This is a genomic window from Polynucleobacter sp. Tro8-14-1 (genome assembly GCF_018881655.1).
In the GTDB taxonomy this organism is placed as follows: domain Bacteria; phylum Pseudomonadota; class Gammaproteobacteria; order Burkholderiales; family Burkholderiaceae; genus Polynucleobacter.
The window spans coordinates 50,761-68,148 of record NZ_JACVPX010000001.1 but is presented as its reverse complement, the minus strand read 5'-3'; the positions used below and the strand labels follow the sequence as shown (position 1 = coordinate 68,148).

Sequence of the window (17,388 nt, the reverse complement as noted above, 5' to 3'; positions counted from 1 at the left end):
TTTACGCCATCTTCTTTTGAATGAAAGGCTTCCAAGAAGCCCAATAACTCATTCTGACCAAACAGAATACCAAAGCCGCAGAGCCGGCAGTGTGTAATAAAGCCGCCAATAACGGCCACTGAAACACCACATTAGAAATACCAGTGATGACTTGTAATAAAAGCACTCCTAGCAATAGCTTGGCCACTTGACTAAGGCCTGATAGCACTGGGGTTGCCAGCGCAAGAGCACTCCAGCCCAAAGTACCAAGCACGACCAATACCATCACGGCAAAAAGGCGATGTGCCCAGTGGATTGTTTGCAAGGCCTCTGGAGAGATAAATTCTCCCTGAGCATTGAGCCCCAATTGACGCCAGAGAGTAAAGCCCTCACTCCAATTCGTCTCAGGCCAAGCACTTCCCAAACAGGTTGGGAAATCAGGACAGGCTAGTACTGCGTAATTAGTACTCACCCATGCACCTAGGAAAACCTGGATGAATAAAACAATAAAGGAAAGGGTGAGGAGTTGCGCAGAAAGCGGCCGGACCCGAATGGTGCGAATTGTAGAGGACCTGTCCTCCCATGACTGCTGCGCATACGCCGTTAAGCAAGCCAACAAGACTAAGGCCAACATCAGGTGTGTTGTAACAATGATTGGCTGCAACTTCAGGGTGACAGTCCAAGCACCAAAGGCGCCTTGAATGCAGACCAATAAGAGCAAGCCCAAGCTGCCGAGCAAAGGATTTTTTCCCAAGGACTTCAGCTTAGAAAATGCAATAGCCACTTGTACCAAAATCAATGTACCTACTGTCATGGCTAAGTAGCGATGAATCATCTCAATCCAGGCTTTAATAGTTGTGACTGGCCCGGTAGGCCAAGCGCTCTCAGCTTGCTGTATATCCGTTAGCGCATGAAAAGGATTGGAAGTACCGTAGCATCCAGGCCAATCAGGGCAGCCCAGCCCAGAGTCAGTGAGGCGTGTAAATGCGCCAAATACAATTAGATCAAAGGTCATGAAGACCAAGACCCAATTGAGTTTTTGCAACAAGCTATAGCCAGGTTTTTTCCAAATGAAGAAGAGCGGTAGGCCAGCAAAAATAATAGCGATGGCTGCCAACTCCAGAAATAAAATGAAACTGGGCATTACAAATTCTCGCCCTTGTGATTTAACTTCAGAAGCTTTTCCAAGTCCTTCTTCATGCTAGAAAATTCTTTAGGAGAATTTGTCACTGGGAAATACATCATCTTGGCAGGACTTGGATCAATCAACTGAATTTCCTGTCCTACACCTTCTTTATTTAACCAAGTCTCAAAGTCAGCCCTTTGCTTTGGGTCGGAGGGCAATGTAAGTACCTTAAGCCCCGCCGTCTTTTCGTCATAAATCTTGAGGACCTCAGGGTCAACAGGCTTGCCATCTGTATTCACCCAGATCAACTGCAAGCGTTCGCTTTCTCTACCCATGGCAACTTTGGTTTGGCGCATGAGAAATAAAGCTTCAATACATTTCTCATCTTTGATGTGGCATTCGCCAGCTGGACGCGCAACTAAGAGAGTCCATTTACCCTGGAGGGGGGCATCAAGCCACGCCGTATTGAACTCTTGCGCTGGATATACGAGTGTTCCGAAATTGGTTTTTCCACCTTCAGGTTTAATCACGTAATAAGCAAAGTAAGAAGCGAGAACTGGTGAGGCACAGGCAAGCAATAAGAACAACATCTGAATACGGCCACGACGCGTACGCGCATTAATCGCAGATGCATCCACCTGTGAAGCCGGAATTAATAACTCTTTATCACTCACTCTTGATCCCCATTCACTAATCCCTGTCGTTTATATTGCCGCAGGCCACTTAGCAACCAAAATAAAAATCCAGCAAAAGCCAAAGCAAACCACTGGAATGCATAAGCATAATGGCGATCGACCCCACTTGTCAGAGGCGCCCAATCGCGGATTAAGCCATCCTCTATGCCAACCTCAATCTCACGCAAGATAAAGGGCGCTTGACTCCAACCATGTAACTTGCCTTCAGCTGTTAAATCAAAATTTTGTTCAATTCTTGGTTTGTTTACATCGGCAGAAATCTTGCCGCTCCCAAGCTCATAGACTTTCCCGGGATGAGCAAATACAACGCCTTCAATATTGACTACTGTATTTGGGGTTTGCACGGGTGGGAGGGTTTCGCGATTTTCATTGTTGCGCGGCGCCCAACCCCGATTCACCCAAAGAACCTCATCTTTCCCTTCCAGCCTCAAAGGCATCATCAGGTAAAAGCCGGACTGTGCAGTGGCGCTACCAGCAGGAGGAATAGGTCTTGGCCTGTTATCCAGCCAAACTGCTGCCTCGGGAACATATCGCCCACGAGCAATCATACGGCGCTCACTAGCCTCTCCCAAAGTCCATGGTGTTGCATTGGCACTTAATATGGGCATTTGTTGGCGAGCCTGTAAATTCGCTGCCAAGGCAATTTTGGTATTAGCCCTACTCAGTTGCCAGACCCCAGCACCACAGCCGATCGCAATCACCAGCAAGGCTGATAAAGTAGCGACTATGCGCTTGGCAACGAGGGCAAAAAACAGCTTATTCAATTGAGGGATTTGAGATGAAGTGGATTATTCCTATTGTCCTACTAATGATTGTTTTTAGCTTAGGATCGGCTTTGTATTACATGATGAAAGATAGGGGAAATAGCTCCCGCATGGTTCATTCACTGATGCTTCGCATTGGCTTGTCCGTCGCGCTATTTTTAGGAATTCTGCTAGCCCACTACTTTGGCCTCATTGAGGCTACTGGTATCAGGGTGGGAACAAACTAACCGTTACTGCACAAGACAAGAGTACTAAAACAAATCGGGGCTTTAAAGCCCCGATTTTTTATTCAACTTACATCCAGTAAACAGCGATGTACAAGCCAAGCCAGACTACGTCAACGAAGTGCCAGTACCAAGCAGCGCCTTCAAAAGCAAAGTGGTGTTTAGCAGTAAAGTCGCCACGAATCATACGGCGCAATACGATGGCCAGCATAGTGCCCCCAAGGAATACGTGGAAACCATGGAATCCAGTCAACATAAAGAATGTAGAACCGTAGATACCTGATGTGAGCTTCAAATTGAGCTCATGGTAAGCGTGGTAATACTCAAAAGCCTGGAAGCACAAGAAGATGAAGCCTAGGCCAACAGTTGCAGCCAAGCCAATAATGGCCTTCTTCATATGGTTCGCTACCAATGCATGGTGAGCAATAGTAATCGTCACGCCAGAGCTCAATAACAATAATGTGTTGATGGTTGGAATCGGCCATGGGCCCATAGTGGTGAACTTCTCAACCAATCCAGCAGGGCCATCATTTGGCCAGACAGCCTGGAAATTAGGCCAAAGTAATTTGCTCGTAACGTCACCCATCCAAGGCATTGCAATATTGCGTGCGTAAAAGAGGGCCGCAAAGAATGCGCCGAAGAACATGATTTCAGAGAAGATGAACCAAGCCATTGACCAGCGATAAGAAATATCAACGTTGATACCATTCTTGCCAGCATTCGACTCAGCAATCGTATCGCCGAACCAGTGATAGAGCACAAATAGAACCCATGCCACACCAACTAAACTTAGGGCACCGCCCCAAGAAGTGTGATTTACCCAGCCAGACATACCAGCGCCAAATGCAATTAAGCCGGCGGCGGCCATGGCAGGATGCCTAGATAGTCCAGGGACGAAATAGTATGGGGTTGAATTGGATGACATCTTATTCTCTCTATTCAATCAAAAAATAATCAATGGGACACAACTGCATTCACTATCAACAGGAGAGCACCCATAAAGATCAAGGCGCCAACAACTCCAGCAATGATAATGTGTACAAAACTCAATGAAGCAACATCTTCCTGCAAACCTGACTTCTTACGCACCCCCAGAAAACCCCACATCACGGCTTTCATAGATTGCATAAAACTACTTTTCTTTTTCAAGAAGCAACCCTTGATTTGGGGGCAGCTGGTGTGCCACCAACACCCAAGTCAAAGAAGGTATACGACAAAGTAATGGTTTTCACATCTTCCGGGAGACCCGCATCGATCACAAAAACTACCGGCATCTTTTTTGTCTCATTTGCCGCTAATGTCTGCTCTTGAAAACAGAAACATTCTAACTTTATAAAAAATTCTGTTGCGCTTTTAGGCGCATAACTTGGTATTGCCTGTGCTCGCACTTGGCGATTCTGATTATTGGTGACTTCATAAACAATCTCAGTCATTTCACCAGGATGCACTTCTAAAAAATTCTTTACGGGTTTGAAAGTAAACGGGCCACGGCTATTGGAGTCAAACTCAACCATCACCGTGCGAGCATAGTTAACCTGGGTATTACCAACCCTATTTGGGCTGAAAGCTCTAACGCCATAGTCATTTTTGCTCGTTACAACATTAATCCCGGTAGCTTCACACAAGGCTTTATACATTGGGACTAGTGCGTAACCAAATCCAAACATCATTACCGCTGCAATTAAGAGCTTTAATAAAATCTGGCGATTTAGTGATTGAGTTGAAACCATCGTCATTGCGGGATTAACCCAACATACTCCGTTTAATCACAATACCAATAAAAAATATCAGTGACACACTCAAAAGAATGAAGCCCATCCTGCGATTTTTCGCAGCAAGGGCTTGTTTCTCTGATGAATTAAATTCCGGCTTCATGCATTTGCTCAGCACTAGGTGGAGTTTCAAAAGTATGATGCGGTGCTGGAGAAGGAATAATCCACTCCAAGCCTTTAGCTCCATCCCATGGCTTCATTGGTGCTTTTTCACCTTGGCCGCGGTATGCAGGAAGCACGACGAAGAACAAGAAATAGACCTGCGACAAGCCAAAGCCCAATGCACCGATCGAAGCGATTAAATTGAAATCAGCAAACTGGGTTGGATAGTCGGCATAGCGACGTGGCATACCAGCTAAACCCAAGAAATGCATCGGGAAGAATGTGATGTTAAAGAAAATCATGGAAGTCCAGAAGTGGATCTTGCCGCGAGTTTCACTAGCCATGCGACCTGTCCACTTGGGGCACCAGTAGTAGAAACCGGCGAACATGGCAAACAATGAACCTGCTACCAGTACATAGTGGAAGTGAGCCACAACATAGTAGGTATCTTGCAAACCGATATCAATTGGCGCCATTGCTAAGATCAAACCAGTAAAGCCACCCATCGTAAATACGAAGATGAAACCAATAGCCCACAACATTGGAGTTTCGAAAGTCATCGAACCTTTCCACATTGTTGCTACCCAGTTAAAAATCTTTACACCAGTTGGAACAGCGATCAACATAGTTGCGTACATGAAGAACAGCTGGCCAGTAACAGGCATACCAGTTGCAAACATGTGGTGAGCCCAAACGATGAATGACAAGATCGCAATAGATGCGGTTGCATAAACCATTGAGCTGTAACCAAACAATGTTTTTCTGGAGAAAGCAGGAATAATTTCACTCACGATTCCAAATGCTGGAAGAATCATGATGTAAACCTCTGGGTGACCAAAGAACCAGAAAATATGCTGGAACATGATTGGGTCGCCACCGCCAACTGCAGAGAAGAATGAAGTGCCAAAGTGACGATCAGTCAAAGTCATCGTGATCGCACCAGCCAGTACAGGCATCACAGCAATCAACAAATAAGCAGTAATCAACCAAGTCCAGCAGAACATTGGCATCTTCATCAAAGTCATGCCCGGAGCGCGCATATTCAAGATGGTCACGATGATATTGATCGAACCCATAATGGAAGAAGCGCCCAATAAGTGGAGGGCAAAAATTGCCATGTCCATGCCAGGACCCATTTGTGAGGTCAGCGGAGCATACATAGTCCAACCGCCTGCTGGAGCACCACCAGGGACAAGGAATGAGCTCAATAACAAGGTTGCAGCCACTGGAAGAATCCAGAAGCTAAAGTTGTTCATACGAGCAAATGCCATATCGGATGCACCAATTTGCAAAGGCACCATCCAGTTAGCGAAACCAACGAATGCCGGCATGATCGCACCGAATACCATTACCAAGCCATGCATAGTTGTTAGCTGATTAAAGAACTCAGGGCGGAAGAATTGCAAACCAGGCTGGAATAATTCCAGGCGAATACCCAAAGCCATCGTGCCACCAGCCAATAGGCTGATGAATGAGAAGAGCAAATACATCGTGCCAATATCTTTGTGGTTGGTTGCAAACAACCAACGACGCCATCCGTGTGGCATATGATCATCATGCGCGTGGTCGTGTGCGTGATCGTGGGTAGTAGAGACTGTACTCATGGATTACTCCGGTTTCGTTTTTATCTGTATTAGTTAATCTGGATTACTTACCGCCATGTGCGGTCATAATTTCTTGCGTCTGAATCACTTCACCTGTCTTGTTACCCCAGGAGTTACGGGTATAAGTAATTACAGCAGCAATGTCGGCATCAGAAAGTACACCTCCCCACTTCGGCATTGCATTTTTACCGTTGAGCAAGATATTGAACTGACCCTCTTTTGGACCATTCACTACTTTGCTGCCATCCAATGCTGGGAATGCGCCTGCGCCTTTGCCGTTTGGCTGGTGACAAGCTGCACAGTTAGCAGCGTAAACTTTGGCACCGCGTTCTTTTTGCTCATCCAAGGTGTAAACCTTAGAAGGGTCATCGCCACCAGCGCCCATTGCTTGTTTCTTCTCAGTCACCCATTTGGTGTAGTCCTCTTGTGAAACTACTCGGACAACGATAGGCATAAAGGCATGCTCTGCACCGCATAGCTCAGAACACTGACCGCGGAATGTACCAATCCTGTCGGCTCTAAACCAAGTGTCACGCACAAAACCAGGGATCGCATCTTGCTTTACGCCAAACGCTGGGATAGTCCAAGAATGAATGACGTCATTAGCAGTAGTGATCAAACGAATTTTCTTGCCAACCGGCACAACTAATTCGTTATCCACTTCCATCAAATAAGTATCAGACTTAGGTGCTAAGTTATTGATTGCTTCACGTGATGTTGCCAAAGTGGAAATAAAATTGATGCCTTCACCCTCACCCTTGATGTAGTCGTAACCCCACTTCCACTGATAACCAGTGGTCTTAATAGTGATGTCGGAGTTAGTAGTGTCTTTCATCGCCACAACAGTTTTTGTTGCTGGCAATGCCATGCCGATAACGATCAGCAGTGGAACAACTGTCCAAATGATTTCAACAGTCGTGCTCTCATGGAAAGATGCTGATTTGTGACCTAATGATTTACGGTGCTTCAAGATGGAATAGAACATCACTCCAAAAACACCAATAAAAATCACTGCGCAAATGACCAACATCATCCAATGCAACCAATGAATCTCTTGCATGATTTTGGTAGCAGGAGGCGCGAAATTCAGCTGATTAACAGCTGGGCCACCGGGCATGTTCTCTGCTGCATGAGCAAAAGCAGTGCCAAAAGCAACTGCGAAATAGAGCGAAGCCCTAGTGACTTTTCCAAATAAATTCATCTTATTCTCTGTTTATTGTCGTGAGCAAAGCAGCAAAAATGCCACAAAATGCCCAAAAAACGGTCTCAAGCCAATACATCCAGCCGTGATTATAGGGTTAATTAGGCGCAACAACAAACAGGGTTAACCCAGCTTGAACCAATCTTGGTCGAGGTTTAAATGATAGTAAGCACTTACACTTAGGCAGAATCTGACCTAGTCTTGTGCCCAATTTGATTTAGGTCAATGTAGGCGACGTTGTCCTTTGCCTTTGCGAGGTGCTTTCCGAGTGCCCATGCATGCCCATAAACCACCTCTAAGGTGATTTTTTGCGGCAAAACCTCTTTTTCAGTGACTTCAGGAGGGGTGGAATGCATCAATTTCAGCGCACAAATGTCTGCTAACAGCAAGGCTGGCTTCTCATAGTCCAAAGTGAGGTACTCCATGTCCATTACGGGATCAGAAAACCGCTCACCCAGCAAAGCATCTCCCATATCGTGCATATCCCAGGGACTCAATAAATTCTTAAGTTTTACTTCCGGGAGTTCCAAGGCGCGCAATTCTTTTCCGGTATCGGGCCCTAAATAGCTAAATGTGATTAAGCCGCCCTCGCGCAGTACGCGCCAACACTCTTGCAAAAAATGCTTCGGATCAGGCAAGTCGTGCAGTAAAAGATCGCTGAACACTAAATCAACAGAATTGTCGGGAATATCAAATCTTCCAGACGAGATATAACGCGCAAAGGAGCTAGTGTTGCTAGCAAATAAGGATCGCCAATTACTAAGTGCTTTAGCACGCCACATTTGAAATCCTGAAACACCGTTTTCGGCGATGCTAAAAATGCGCGCATTTGGATAGCGCTTAGCGAGCGTATCCAAATGCTTACCAGCAAAATCGGGCACCACTAAGATGTCTTTTACATCAAGCTTAACGATGTCTAATTTCTGCAGCATGCGATCTGCAATTTCGTCTTGTAACCATCTAAGGGGCTGGGTCATTGGCTCAGTATACTCAGCGCCCCATGCGATTTCCAGAGAACATTTTTCAAACTATTTGTGAGCAGCTTTTGCCAACAGCCTGCATTGCTTGTGGGGAGTTTCAAAAATCATCTCTATGCGATCGCTGTCTCAATCAATTACGAGATGGTGGCTTATTGAGCTATCAATGTGGCATAGCACTTCAGGCAACAGAAATTGCGAAGCAACATTGTGCGCAATGCCAAATCTCTCAACCATACTTTGATGAAACCTATTGCCTGGATCGCTATGATGGATTGCTACAAACTCCACTGCATGAATTGAAGTATCAAAAACGTATTGCGTTTGCTAATGCTCTTGGCAGAACATGGAACTTACTTCTCAGTAAGGAGCTTGAAGCTATCTCTGCTGATTATTTACTGCCAGTGCCGCTCAGCATTGAGAAGTTAGCACAGCGTGGTTTCAATCAAAGTTGGGAAATTGCTAAACGGATTCGGTGTGGAGGGTATATTCAAAAATCACCTTATATGCTGCAGCGCCATCATTATGCAGAGCACCAGGCCGGCAGCACCTTAAGCAATCGCCAACTAGCCATTCAGGGAATGTTTTACCTTGAAGAGCGTTATATTAAGCAGCTCACAAACAAGACTGTGATTGTGTTTGATGATGTGATGACAAGTGGCGCAACTCTTAATGAAATTGCGCGCGTTCTGAAGGACAATGGTGTATCTCGCGTAATTAATTGGGTAGTACTTCGAGCTGCGCGACCAATCTAAAGAGTGCCGTATGTTTAATATTGTTTTATTCGAACCCGAGATTCCACCTAACACTGGAAACATTATTCGTTTGTGTGCAAACACTGGCGCCAAGCTGCATTTAATTGAGCCGCTTGGATTTCCAATGGAAGATGCTAAGTTGCGTAGAGCGGGCTTGGACTATCACGAGTTTGCACGCGTCAAAGTCCACAAAAATTGGGCGCAGTTTTTAAAGGATGAGCAACCCGATTCTCAGCATCTCTTTGCATTGACTACCAAGGGCTCAGGAAAGTTTCATGAAGGCAAATACGCGCCCGATGATTACTTTATATTTGGCTCTGAAACCAAAGGCATTACGGATGAAGTCAGAGACTCGATTCCGAATGAGAATCGCATGCGTCTGGCGATGCAAGATAGCAGTCGTAGTCTGAACTTATCAAATACTGTAGCAATTGTCGTGTATGAAGCATGGCGGCAGAATGGCCTTGCTGGCGGTCAATAACAAATTGACCCAAATACTGTAATTACGATTCTATTTTAGGATCGCGCCCCATGAGTTTTTTAACAGCATCATGCGGCTTCAATTTTCCGGAGAGCACTTCACCCATCATCGCAGTAATCGGCATGTCAACTCCTAGGCGTTTTGCCAAATCGCCAACCGCCTCGGCACAAAGCACACCCTCGGCAACGTGACCAAGACTTGCAAGAACCTCAGGTAGAGACTTACCAGCAGCAAGCTCAAGACCAACGCGACGATTGCGAGAAAGGTCACCAGTGGCAGTCAAGATTAAATCTCCAACACCAGTTAAGCCCATACAAGTTTCAGATTTGCCACCGGCAGCCTTCACAATGCGCATCATCTCTGCTAAACCGCGCGTGAGAACAGCAGCGCGAGCGTTCAAACCCAAATCCAAGCCATCACCAATACCTGCAGCAATCGCCAAGACATTCTTAATTGCCCCGCCCAATTCCACACCAATTAAATCATCGCTTGAATACACGCGCATATTGCCGTGATGGAAAGCGGTCTGCACTGCTTCACATAACTTAGGAGATTTGCTAGCAACGGTTAAAGCGCAAGGCATACCTTCACCAACCTCACGCGCAAAGCTTGGGCCAGATAAGGCGCCATATGAATGCGTTATTCCATGAGAATGTATCTTGCTCTCACGCTCTACAACCTGGTGGGGCAATAAGGCGGTATTCGGCTCAAGACCTTTGCAGAGCCAAATAATATTGAGTGGGTGCTCAGCAATCTTTAAAGCTTGGGCGATTGTTTCTGAAAGCCCCGACATCGGTGTAGCAATGACTAATAAATCATCACTAGAAAGTTTTTTGATAGCAGTAGAGAAGTCGCCCTCAAACTTGAGGCCTCTAGGCAACTGAATCCCTGAAAGATAAGCGCGATTTTCAGCGCTCTCTTCAATTCCTTTTAACTGTTGTTTGCTACGAGACCATAAAACAACATCACCCTCTTGGAGAAAGCGAGCTGCTTGCGCAGCCATCGCTGTTCCCCAGGCGCCAGCACCGAGCAGTGTCACTTTCATGATCTGTGGGCTCGCTCGTTGAGCTTAGTGAGGCTTGCTCTCAGCGGCAGCGCCATCCTTAGCGGCAGCTTCTTGTTGAGCTTGCATCAAACGATGTTCATACATGCCGTGGAAATTAATCTCATTCAAATGAATTGGCTGGAAGCCTGCGCGACTAATAATGTCGGCGATATTTGAACGCAAATACGGATACAAAATCGTTGGGCAAGCAATGCCAAGCATGGGATCAATTTGCTCAACCGGAATATTACTAAATTCAAAAATGCCGGCTTGTTTTGCTTCCACCAAGAACAGAACTTTGGTGTCGACTTTCGCAGTCACAGTGGAGCTTAGGGCTACCTCAAAGATACCTTCACTTAAGGGTGCAACGGAGATATCAATCTCAACATGCACTTGTGGCTCAGATGCAACCAACAAAATCTGCGGAGCATTTGGTTGCTCAAGAGATACATCTTTTAAGTAAATTCGCTGAATATGAAATCCAGGTTCTTTAGCTTGCTCGGCACTTGCCTGGGGTGCTGGGGATTTTTCAGTCATTGCTAACTTTCTTTGTATGTTTAATCTATTAAGCTAATAAGGGATCAAGCTTTCCAGCCCGATCTAATGCCACTAAGTCGTCATAACCACCAACATGCGTGTCACCTATATAGATTTGTGGAACAGTGCGGCGGCCAGTGCGTGTCATCATTATTTCGCGCTGGGCCGGATCACGATCAATCAAAATCTTTTCGAGATTAGCAACGCCTTTTTTAGTCAGCAACTTTTCCGCCATGACGCAGTAAGGGCAAACTTGGGTGCTATACATTGTTACTGGAGGCATCGATTTCTCCTTACTTCACTAAAGGTAGGGCTGCTGCTTTCCAAGCCAGCACGCCGCCATCTAAAGCGCCTACTTCGGCAAAGCCTAGTTTTTGAGCTTCGGCTACGAGTTTGCGTGACTGGGAGCCCGTTTCACAAACCAAGACCACTGGGTGCTTGCGGTCTAACTTGAGCTTTTCAATGGCTGCAGTTAAGCCAGCAGCATTGGCGAATTTGGCGCCAGGTAAATGCCCTGATTTGAAAGCCTCCTCCGAGCGCAGGTCCAAGACATAGGCTTTGCGACGATTAATCCAAATCGTCGCTTCAGTAGGCGTTAAGCCTTTCCCGCCAATAAGCGTAGATAATGAGGGTAGGAAAAGCGCTATGCCTGAAACCAACAGCAGGGCAATAAGCGCTAAATTATCAATTTGCGTAAGAAAGTTCATCACCAGATTATAGAATGGCTCTATGAAACAACTTGTCCTTATTCGTCATGGCGAATCCGCCTGGAACCTTGAAAACCGCTTCACTGGCTGGGCGGATGTCGACTTAACCCCTAAAGGCGCAGAACAGGCCATCGCAGCAGGTGAAAACCTCAAAAAAGCAGGCTATGAATTTGATATTGCCTATACCTCCGTTTTAAGGCGTGCCATTCGCACTCTTTGGCACGTTCAAGATGCCATGGATTTAATGTGGCTCCCTGTTGTCCATAGCTGGCGCTTAAATGAACGTCACTATGGCGCACTCACCGGATTGAATAAAGCTGAAACCGCAGCTAAATATGGCGATGAACAAGTTCATATTTGGCGTCGCTCCTATGATGTACGTCCGCCGCTACTTGAGCATGATGATGAGCGTCACCCAAAAAATGACCTCCGTTACTCAAAGCTCAATCCTTCCGATATTCCCTTGGGTGAATGCCTGAAAGATAACGTTGATCGAGTATTACCCTTGTGGAATGAATCTATTGCACCCGCACTCAAAGCTGGCAAACGCGTTTTACTAGTAGCACACGGCAACAGCATTCGCTCACTCATTAAGTATTTAGATCAAATGTCTGATGAAGCCATCATGGAAGTGAATGTACCTAATGGTGTGCCACTTGTTTATGACTTAGACGACAACCTCAAACCCATTCAACACTTTTATTTGGATTAAAGCAAAAGAGATATGCGCCAATTTCTAAAGAATTTCGCCCTGATAGCCGTTGGCCTTATCGCCGGCGTAGCAGCCACGATACAGCTCTCCGCGACCGCCCAGCAAAGCCCTCAGCTACCGCTGGATGAGCTTCGCACGCTCTCCAATGTCTTTGCCCAAATTAAGCGCGAATACGTTGAGCCTATTGAAGACAAGCAACTATTAACGGATGCTGTTAAAGGAATGGTCAGTAGTCTTGATCCTCATTCCACTTTCTTAGATAAAAAAGATTTTGCAGAAATGCAAGAGATGACCTCTGGAAAGTTTGCTGGACTTGGTATTGAAATCACTTCTGAAGATGGTGTAGTGAAAGTACTCAATCCAATTGAAGATAGTCCTGCTGCTCGCGCGGGTCTTCAAGCCGGAGACCTCATTACACGCCTTGATGACAAACCTGTACGCGGTATGTCTCTAGACAAAGCGGTACGCACTATGCGCGGCGAACCTGGAACCAAAATTACTTTGACGGTATTTCGTAAGAGTGAAGAGCGTAGCTTTCCGGTCACAATCACTCGCGCAGAGATTAAAGTTCAATCAGTCAAAACAAAAATTCTGGATAACGATATTGCTTGGGTACGCATCACCAGCTTTCAGGAGCGCACCGTTCCTGATCTTGCTAAGAAATTAACCGATATTGCCAATCAAGATCCAAAACTCAAAGGCATCATTCTTGATCTGCGCAACAATGGCGGCGGTCTATTGCAAGGAGCCGTAGGTGTGGCTGCAGCATTCTTGCCTGCTGACGCAGTTATTGTCTCCACTAAAGGCCAGTCCCCAGATTCAAAACAGGTATTTAATGCAACGCCAGCGATGTATCGCCTAAATGAGTCTGGCGACCCTTTGGCGGGTGTTCCAGCGATATTTAAGAAATTACCTATGGTGGTCTTGGTAAACGCTTATTCCGCCTCAGCCTCTGAGATTGTGGCTGGCGCACTCCAGGACTATAAACGCGCAACCATTATTGGAAAAACGACCTTTGGTAAGGGCTCTGTCCAAACCGTTCGCCCCCTGACCAATGATTCAGCACTGAAGATTACTACCGCTTATTACTACACCCCAAGTGGTAAGTCGATTCAGGCTTTTGGTGTGAAACCAGATATCCCAGTAGACCAAAACAAAGATGGTGATCCAGATGATGTCTTAATCACTCGTGAGATCGATAGCGAGAAACACTTACGCAATAAGCAGTCTGCTGAAGATAATCTGATTAAAGATCGCGAACAACGTCGCCTCGAAGAGTTGCAGCGCATTGAAGAGAAAAATGCCAAGAAGACTCCTGAAGAAAAAGAGAAAGATAAGAATAAGAAACCGCCTGAGCTAGGCAGTGCAGATGACTTCATGCTTTCTCAGGCAGTAGCCTTTATTAATGGCCAGCCCGTGAAGCGCTCCTCATCCAAACTCGAATAATCTTTTAATCTCTGCGGCTGGCACATGAATGACGAGCAGTTACTTCGATACTCAAGGCACTTGCTGCTTGACGAGATTGATGTTGCTGGCCAAGAGAAGCTTCTCCAATCACATGCATTAGTCATCGGCGCCGGCGGCTTAGGTAGTGCTGCCGCCCCCTATTTAGCCGCTGCCGGAGTGGGACACATCACCCTAGTAGATCATGATGATATAGAGCTCACCAATTTGCAGCGTCAAATCATGCATACCGAAAGTAGCGTTGGCAAAAGCAAAGTTGCTTCAGGAAAAGAATTTTTACAATGCCTTAACTCCAGCATTCAGATTGAAACCATTCAGGCTAAAGCCACAGCTTCGCTATTAGATGAACTGCTGCCAAGCGTTGATGTTGTGCTCGATTGCACAGATAACTTTTCAACCAGACACCTTATTAATGCTGCCTGCGTTAAACATCAAATTCCATTGGTTTCAGGCTCAGCTCTCAAGTTCGATGGTCAAGTGAGCGTCTTTGATCTGCGAAATCCAAGCTCACCATGCTATGCCTGCATCTTTTCTCCAGATGAAGTATTTGAAGAAGTCAGTTGCTCCAGCATGGGCATCTTCTCGCCTCTAGTAGGGATCATTGGAGCCATGCAAGCCGCTCAAGCCCTGCAGGTATTAATTGGTTTTGGAGAGCCTTTGGTGGGCCGTATGTTGCTTTGGAATGGGCGTACGACCCAAATCGATGAAATCCGTATTAGCCGTAATTCCGAGTGTTCGGTATGCGGCTCAGCCCACTAGGCAGCGCAATAAATAATTAAGACAGCAGTCGCTCTAGAGCCTTTGCCTGCTCTTCTGGCTCGTATGCCTTCAAGACTCTAGCAACGCGGGCTTTTAACAAGCCGACATTGGCCTGAAGAATTTCCCGCTTGACCAGCAATAACTGGCTGAAGTGCATTGAGAAATCCGTTAAACCCAAGGCAAGCAATAACTTCGTTAATGCAGGATCACCAGCCATCTCGCCACAAACAGCCACAGGCACATTAGCACGTTTAGCTTGCTCAATGATATTGGCTAATAAATTCAATATCGCTGGATGTAATGGGTCATATAAATGGGCAACTGCATGATCTGCACGATCAATCGCTAGTGTGTACTGAATTAAATCATTCGTTCCAATAGAAAGAAAATCGAATCGATTAATAAACAAAGGCAAGACTAAAGCAGCGGCCGGAATCTCAATCATTGCACCAACTTGAATATTCGGATTAAATGCTTTGCCACGCTGATGCAATTGTTGTTTCGCTTTTTCAATCAGTCTAAATGTTTCATCAATCTCTTTAGCATGAGCCAACATTGGAATCATGATGCGCGCTTGACCATGTGCTGATGCACGCAGGATTGCTCTGAGCTGCGTTAAAAAGATTTCAGGCTCCGTTAAAGACCAGCGGATTGCCCGCAAGCCCAATGGTGATGTGCCTGTTTGAGAAATATCGCCACCGCCGCCCAATGCCTTATCTGCACCAACGTCAATCGTTCTGATGTTGACAGGTAAGCCATGCATTAAATCGACTACGCGACGATATTCTTGGTATTGCTGCTCTTCATCTGGCAAAGCCTGCTTACGGTCCATGAATAAAAATTCAGAGCGGAATAAACCAACCCCTACAGCACCCAACTTCACCGCCTGAATAGCATCTTCTGGCAATTCAATATTGGCAAACAACTCAATCTCAACACGGTCGGCTGTTTCTGTTTTTGCATGCTTTAACTGTTGGAGCTTGCGAGCTTCTTTGAGAACCTGAGCTTGTAGTTTGCGATATTCGGCTAGTAGCTGCTCATCTGGGGCAACTACTACAACTCCTCGATCGCCATCTAGCACCAACCAATCACCATGACGAATCATTTCGCTGGCATGGCGCACACCAACTACTGCGGGTATTTCCATGCTGCGCGCCACGATAGCCGTATGGGAAGTTTTACCACCCAGATCCGTTACAAATCCGGTAAAAGCATGCTCTTTAAAACGCAGCATGTCATGCGGAGCAATATCGTGGGCAACGATGATGGACTCAACGCCGATATCACTGGTTGGCAAAAAATCGGCATCGTTTAATGGATCTTTTTTCTGGGCATTTAATGCCTTAATCACGCGTTCAGCAACCTGACGAATATCGTTGGCGCGTTCCTTTAAATACGCATCCTCAATGTCTGCAAATTGCTCCAACAGATCATTCAACTCAGTAGTTAAGGCCCATGCTGCATTTAATCGTTGCGTGCGAATGAGTTTAATGGGCTTCTCAGCCAATGCTGGGTCCGCCAATATCATGCCGTGCACGTCTAAGAATGCCGCCATCTCTTGCGGGGCATCTTTTGGCAATCCTTGGCGCAATTGCTCAAGCTCTAGGCGAACCTGATCAAATGCGTCTAATAGCTTTTGTGCTTCAGCCTCTTCTTTACCAGCCTCAATCAGGTGATGGCTGACTTCTAATGCTGCACGAGAAATCAGTACCGCCTTGCCAATGGCAATGCCTTTCGATACTGGAATTCCGTGTAATGCAAAAGTCATACTATTTACTCACCCTCACCAAATCGGTCATTAATTAAGGCGGTGAGTGCCTGCATAGCTTCATCCGCCTTTTCGCCCACAGTCTCAAGGGTCACAGTGCTGCCGATACCGGCCGCCAACATCATCACACCCATAATGCTCTTCGCATTAATTTGACGCCCATTACGTGACAGAAATATTTCACAGGGAAACTGAGCGGCTAATTGAGATAGCTTGGCAGATGCGCGCGCATGCAAGCCTAATTTATTGATGATTTCGATTTCTACCGAAGGCATAGTGTGCTGGCCCTTATCTATTCTTGATTTACTTTTGCACCTAAGCGCAAGATGCCATTCTGTCCACCAGCAAGGGCTTTTTGCGCCAAGTCTTCCAGATTTTCTCCGCGATGAGAAATGCAACGCATCAGCATAGGAAGGTTTAATCCCGCCAACACAATTACAGGCGCATTCAATCCCGATAAAGGACCCAAGGCCTCTAACTTTGAGGCCACATTAGCAGGAGTTGCACCCATAACATCTGTCAGGATTAAGACGCCGTTGCCTTTGTTCACACCATAAGCCGCCTTCATCACGCGATCAAAGCTTGCCTTGGTATCTTCATGAGGAGGGATATCCACTGCTCGAACACGCTCAGGCAATACACCAAAAGTATGCTCAGCAAACCCCAGCATTGCGCTGGCAACCGGTGTGTGAGCAACGATGACAATTCCAACCATA

At 46.2% G+C, this 17,388-nt stretch carries 23 protein-coding genes; 6 read left to right on the top strand and 17 right to left on the bottom strand.

The window, feature by feature from the left end:
• Position 1: 1 nt before the first annotated feature.
• From ICN34_RS00370 to ICN34_RS00360, 3 genes are read right to left on the bottom strand one after another with little or no spacing between them, the layout of a single operon-like run.
• Positions 2 to 1,123, bottom strand: a complete 1,122-nt coding sequence (locus ICN34_RS00370) for a heme A synthase (RefSeq protein ID WP_216120183.1) — start codon at positions 1,121 to 1,123, stop codon at positions 2 to 4.
• Positions 1,123 to 1,779 carry a hypothetical protein gene (locus ICN34_RS00365; protein ID WP_216120181.1) on the bottom strand — a complete coding sequence of 219 codons (657 nt, stop codon included), beginning with the start codon at positions 1,777 to 1,779 and terminating at the stop codon, positions 1,123 to 1,125. Before ICN34_RS00365 ends, ICN34_RS00370 begins: the two co-directional genes overlap by 1 nt.
• Positions 1,776 to 2,564 (bottom strand): SURF1 family protein, encoded by a 789-nt coding sequence (locus ICN34_RS00360; protein ID WP_255538542.1) that lies wholly within the window; start codon positions 2,562 to 2,564, stop codon positions 1,776 to 1,778. The genes ICN34_RS00365 and ICN34_RS00360 overlap by 4 nt, the downstream gene beginning before the upstream one ends.
• A 14-nt stretch (positions 2,565 to 2,578) precedes the next feature.
• Between ICN34_RS00360 and ICN34_RS00355 the strand changes: the two genes are divergently transcribed.
• Positions 2,579 to 2,791, top strand: coding sequence for a twin transmembrane helix small protein (locus tag ICN34_RS00355; RefSeq protein ID WP_072582679.1), 213 nt, complete (start codon positions 2,579 to 2,581; stop codon positions 2,789 to 2,791).
• A gap of 67 nt (positions 2,792 to 2,858) precedes the next feature.
• Here the strand turns inward: ICN34_RS00355 and ICN34_RS00350 are convergent, their stop codons facing one another.
• From ICN34_RS00350 to ICN34_RS00320, 7 genes are all read right to left on the bottom strand, one after another.
• Positions 2,859 to 3,713 carry a cytochrome c oxidase subunit 3 gene (locus ICN34_RS00350; RefSeq protein WP_216120179.1) on the bottom strand — a complete coding sequence of 285 codons (855 nt, stop codon included), beginning with the start codon at positions 3,711 to 3,713 and terminating at the stop codon, positions 2,859 to 2,861.
• A 29-nt stretch (positions 3,714 to 3,742) separates the two neighbouring features.
• Positions 3,743 to 3,916: a DUF2970 domain-containing protein gene (locus ICN34_RS00345; RefSeq protein ID WP_216120177.1), complete on the bottom strand. Its 174-nt coding sequence runs from the start codon at positions 3,914 to 3,916 to the stop codon at positions 3,743 to 3,745.
• A 17-nt stretch (positions 3,917 to 3,933) separates the two neighbouring features.
• Positions 3,934 to 4,518 carry a cytochrome c oxidase assembly protein gene (locus ICN34_RS00340; RefSeq protein ID WP_216120599.1) on the bottom strand — a complete coding sequence of 195 codons (585 nt, stop codon included), beginning with the start codon at positions 4,516 to 4,518 and terminating at the stop codon, positions 3,934 to 3,936.
• A gap of 13 nt (positions 4,519 to 4,531) precedes the next feature.
• The gene (locus ICN34_RS00335; RefSeq protein ID WP_216120175.1) at positions 4,532 to 4,663 is read right to left on the bottom strand and encodes a cytochrome oxidase small assembly protein; all 132 of its coding nucleotides are present in this window, start codon (positions 4,661 to 4,663) and stop codon (positions 4,532 to 4,534) included.
• The gene (gene ctaD / locus ICN34_RS00330) at positions 4,647 to 6,266 is read right to left on the bottom strand and encodes a cytochrome c oxidase subunit I (protein ID WP_216120172.1); all 1,620 of its coding nucleotides are present in this window, start codon (positions 6,264 to 6,266) and stop codon (positions 4,647 to 4,649) included. Before ctaD ends, ICN34_RS00335 begins: the two co-directional genes overlap by 17 nt.
• Positions 6,267 to 6,309: 43 nt before the next feature.
• Complete coding sequence (gene coxB / locus ICN34_RS00325) at positions 6,310 to 7,467, bottom strand: cytochrome c oxidase subunit II (RefSeq protein ID WP_216120170.1); 1,158 nt, start codon at positions 7,465 to 7,467, stop codon at positions 6,310 to 6,312.
• A 179-nt stretch (positions 7,468 to 7,646) separates the two neighbouring features.
• The gene (locus tag ICN34_RS00320) at positions 7,647 to 8,399 is read right to left on the bottom strand and encodes a methyltransferase domain-containing protein (RefSeq protein ID WP_255538541.1); all 753 of its coding nucleotides are present in this window, start codon (positions 8,397 to 8,399) and stop codon (positions 7,647 to 7,649) included.
• Between the two features lie 44 nt (positions 8,400 to 8,443).
• Here ICN34_RS00320 and ICN34_RS00315 point away from each other — a divergent pair, with 44 nt between their 5' ends.
• Positions 8,444 to 9,199, top strand: coding sequence for a ComF family protein (locus tag ICN34_RS00315; protein WP_255538540.1), 756 nt, complete (start codon positions 8,444 to 8,446; stop codon positions 9,197 to 9,199).
• 10 nt (positions 9,200 to 9,209) lie between these two features.
• The gene (trmL, locus tag ICN34_RS00310) at positions 9,210 to 9,680 is read left to right on the top strand and encodes a tRNA (uridine(34)/cytosine(34)/5-carboxymethylaminomethyluridine(34)-2'-O)-methyltransferase TrmL (RefSeq protein WP_216120166.1); all 471 of its coding nucleotides are present in this window, start codon (positions 9,210 to 9,212) and stop codon (positions 9,678 to 9,680) included.
• 22 nt (positions 9,681 to 9,702) lie between these two features.
• On the opposite strand, the gene ICN34_RS00305 is transcribed toward trmL, so the two are convergent.
• From ICN34_RS00305 to ICN34_RS00290, 4 genes are read right to left on the bottom strand one after another with little or no spacing between them, the layout of a single operon-like run.
• The gene (locus tag ICN34_RS00305; protein WP_216120164.1) at positions 9,703 to 10,725 is read right to left on the bottom strand and encodes an NAD(P)H-dependent glycerol-3-phosphate dehydrogenase; all 1,023 of its coding nucleotides are present in this window, start codon (positions 10,723 to 10,725) and stop codon (positions 9,703 to 9,705) included.
• Positions 10,726 to 10,749: 24 nt separating this feature from the next.
• Positions 10,750 to 11,262 (bottom strand): protein-export chaperone SecB, encoded by a 513-nt coding sequence (gene secB, locus ICN34_RS00300; RefSeq protein ID WP_216120162.1) that lies wholly within the window; start codon positions 11,260 to 11,262, stop codon positions 10,750 to 10,752.
• A gap of 28 nt (positions 11,263 to 11,290) precedes the next feature.
• Positions 11,291 to 11,545 (bottom strand): glutaredoxin 3, encoded by a 255-nt coding sequence (gene grxC / locus ICN34_RS00295; protein ID WP_072582670.1) that lies wholly within the window; start codon positions 11,543 to 11,545, stop codon positions 11,291 to 11,293.
• Between the two features lie 10 nt (positions 11,546 to 11,555).
• The gene (locus ICN34_RS00290; protein WP_072582669.1) at positions 11,556 to 11,969 is read right to left on the bottom strand and encodes a rhodanese-like domain-containing protein; all 414 of its coding nucleotides are present in this window, start codon (positions 11,967 to 11,969) and stop codon (positions 11,556 to 11,558) included.
• Positions 11,970 to 11,991: 22 nt separating this feature from the next.
• On the opposite strand from ICN34_RS00290, the gene gpmA reads away from it, so the two are divergent.
• Genes gpmA through ICN34_RS00275 form a run of 3 tightly spaced genes read left to right on the top strand, consistent with a single transcriptional unit; the run spans position 11,992 to position 14,904 of the window.
• Complete coding sequence (gene gpmA / locus ICN34_RS00285; protein WP_072582668.1) at positions 11,992 to 12,681, top strand: 2,3-diphosphoglycerate-dependent phosphoglycerate mutase; 690 nt, start codon at positions 11,992 to 11,994, stop codon at positions 12,679 to 12,681.
• Positions 12,682 to 12,693: 12 nt separating this feature from the next.
• A complete protein-coding gene (locus ICN34_RS00280; protein WP_072582667.1) occupies positions 12,694 to 14,127 on the top strand; it encodes a S41 family peptidase in 1,434 nt (477 codons plus the stop codon).
• Positions 14,128 to 14,151: 24 nt separating this feature from the next.
• On the top strand, positions 14,152 to 14,904 hold the full coding sequence (locus ICN34_RS00275; RefSeq protein ID WP_216120160.1) for a HesA/MoeB/ThiF family protein: 753 nt from the start codon (positions 14,152 to 14,154) through the stop codon (positions 14,902 to 14,904).
• A gap of 16 nt (positions 14,905 to 14,920) precedes the next feature.
• Here the strand turns inward: ICN34_RS00275 and ptsP are convergent, their stop codons facing one another.
• From ptsP to ICN34_RS00260, 3 genes are read right to left on the bottom strand one after another with little or no spacing between them, the layout of a single operon-like run.
• Complete coding sequence (gene ptsP / locus ICN34_RS00270; RefSeq protein WP_072582665.1) at positions 14,921 to 16,672, bottom strand: phosphoenolpyruvate--protein phosphotransferase; 1,752 nt, start codon at positions 16,670 to 16,672, stop codon at positions 14,921 to 14,923.
• Positions 16,673 to 16,677: 5 nt separating this feature from the next.
• Complete coding sequence (locus tag ICN34_RS00265) at positions 16,678 to 16,947, bottom strand: HPr family phosphocarrier protein (RefSeq protein ID WP_072582664.1); 270 nt, start codon at positions 16,945 to 16,947, stop codon at positions 16,678 to 16,680.
• A gap of 17 nt (positions 16,948 to 16,964) precedes the next feature.
• On the bottom strand, positions 16,965 to 17,387 hold the full coding sequence (locus tag ICN34_RS00260) for a PTS sugar transporter subunit IIA (protein ID WP_216120158.1): 423 nt from the start codon (positions 17,385 to 17,387) through the stop codon (positions 16,965 to 16,967).
• Between the last annotated feature and the right edge of the window lies 1 nt (position 17,388).